The following is a 2,296-nucleotide window of genomic DNA, read 5'->3' as shown; positions in this document are numbered from 1 at the left end:
CGCCCCCCGACTCCGACGGCAACGGTCTCGCCGTGGCCGGCCTGGTGGCCGGGCTGCTCGGTCTGCTCGCCGGCGGTGCCGCGCTCGCGCGCAGCGGTCGCAAGGCGTGATCTCGGCGCCAGGCGCGCGGCGGACCCCACGACAGGCCCGCCCCGCGCGGGTCTGGCGTGCGGGGGTCGTGGCGTGCCTGGTGCTGCTCGCGGTGCTGGCCGGTGCGGCTCCGGCCTCCGCTCACGCCACCCTGATCGCGACCGACCCCAACGAGGGCGAGGTCCTCGCGACCGCTCCTGACGAGGTCACCTTCACCTTCGACGAGCCGGTCACCCTGGCCGCCGACGGCGTGCAGGTCTTCGACGCGACCGGAGCCCCGCTCCCGGCGGAGTCGGCCGGTCGCGACGCCGTCATCACGACCGACCTGCCCGACGACCTGGACGACGGCACCTACGTGCTGGTGTGGCGAGCGGTCTCGGCCGATGGTCACCCGATCGCAGGGTCCCTCACCTTCTCGGTGGGAGAGGCGAGCCTGCGGGTCGTCGCCCCGGTCGTGCCGGACGCCGCGGGTGGGTCGGTGCGCTGGGCGTTGAGCGCCGTCCAGGCCGTCGGGTACGTCGGTCTCCTCACGGCCGGGGGACTCGTCCTCTTCCTGGGCTGGACGACGGCCGGCGTGCGGCTGGAGCCACGGGTGCGGCGGCGCCTGCAGCGACTCCTCGTGGGCTCCACCGGCCTCGCCCTGGGCTCCGGTCTGCTGGCGCTGCCGCTGATCGCGGCCTACCAGCAGGGCGCCGACTGGTCCGGCATCTCACCGAGCCCGGAGCTCTCCCTGGTCGACGACGACCTGCTCGTGCTCGGGCTCCAGGCCGTGGGACTGCTCGCCGCGTTGCGACTGCTCTCGCGACCACGCGTCGCCGTCGTCGCCGCCGCAGCAGCGGTGCTGGCTCCCGCCCTGGTCGGACACTCGCGCGCCGTCGACCCGGTCTGGTTGCTCACGCTCACCGACGCCCTCCACCTGGTCGTCGGTGCCGCCTGGCTAGGAGGGCTGGTCGGCCTGGCCGCGACCCTGCCGTCGCTCAGCGGTCGGGCGCGCGACGGCGCAGCAGCCCTCACCCGCTTCTCCGAGGTGGCCGCCGGCCTCCTCGTGGTCCTGGCGATCACCGGGACCTTGATGGGGTGGCGGATCCTCGGTGGCTGGGGCCCCCTCGTCGAGACCGACTACGGTCGACTGCTGCTCGTCAAGGTCGTGATCGCCCTGCTGGTGGCCGCCATCGCCGGGTGGAACCGCTGGCGCCTGCTGCCCGCCGTCCACTTGGGAGTCGGTCACGCGGCCCAGCGCTCCGCCGTCGTCCGGGTCGCCCGCGTGGTCCGGGCCGAGGCCGCCTTGCTGGTGGTCCTGCTGGGTGTCACCGGCTTCCTCGTGAACCTTTCTCCCAGCGAGGAGACCGAGAACCGCGCCGCCGTGGGGTCCCGCGTGGAGGCCGGCCCGCTCGATGAGAGCCGGGTGCTCGCCACGCTCGTGCCGGGACGCCAGGGCCCCAACACCCTCACGCTCCAGGTGCAGGCCGCCGACGGCGAACCGATCGACGGGTTCTCGGCCCCCGTGGTCGCGGTCCGCACCGACGGTGCGGCCATCGACCTCGGCGTCCAGCCCGTCACGCCCACGGCCGTGGGCACCTACACGGTCGACGTCGTCCTCCCGGCGCCCGGGACCTGGGCGGTGCAGGTGAGCCTGCGGGCCAGCGAGTTCGACAACCCGGTGACCACGATCGACTTCGAGGTGGAGCGATGAATCGCGTGCTGCGGATCGCCGTACCGGCGTGTGTCCTGCTTCTCGCCGGGTGCAGCACCGGGCCGAGCACCGACGAGCAGGAGGCGGGGGAGCGCACCGTCCTGGTGGTCTCCCCACCCGACCCCGACGCCCCGCGCCACACCCACGAGACCGTGATCGGCGACGGCACCAGCCCCGAGGCGGGCGGCTACCGGATGACCGACCTGGAGTTCCCGGACACGACCGGGCAGCCGGGTCGGCTCGCGTTCCGGATCATCGGACCGGACGGCGACCCGGTGCGCGACTTCACCGAGGAGCAGACCAAGCTGCTCCACCTCTACGTCGTCGACGACGACCTCACGGTCTTCCGCCACCTCCACCCGGACCTCGGCGCCGACGGCACCTGGACGGCGTACGTCGACCTGGCTGACTCCGGTGACTACCGCGTCGTGGCCGAGTTCGTGCCGAGCGACCGCCCGGGCGGGAGTCACCTGGTGCTCGCCCAGTCGGCGAACTTGCCCAGTGACTTGCCCA

General features: G+C 73.9%; 1 protein-coding gene and 1 pseudogene. Both read left to right on the top strand.

All coding sequences use genetic code 11. The features are described 5' to 3' along the window. Positions 1 to 178: 178 nt before the first annotated feature. On the top strand, positions 179 to 1,783 hold the full coding sequence (locus VOI19_RS18320) for a copper resistance protein CopC (RefSeq protein ID WP_323794377.1): 1,605 nt from the start codon (positions 179 to 181) through the stop codon (positions 1,781 to 1,783). Beyond that, positions 1,780 to 2,296, top strand: a pseudogene (locus VOI19_RS18315) (hypothetical protein); the annotation flags it as partial. The gene VOI19_RS18320 and the pseudogene VOI19_RS18315, both read left to right, overlap by 4 nt.

The sequence above is a fragment of the Nocardioides sp. genome, assembly GCF_034670285.1.
Lineage (GTDB): Bacteria > Actinomycetota > Actinomycetes > Propionibacteriales > Nocardioidaceae > Nocardioides.
The sequence above is the reverse complement of the archived record's forward strand: the minus strand, read 5'-3'. Positions and strand labels throughout refer to the sequence as shown.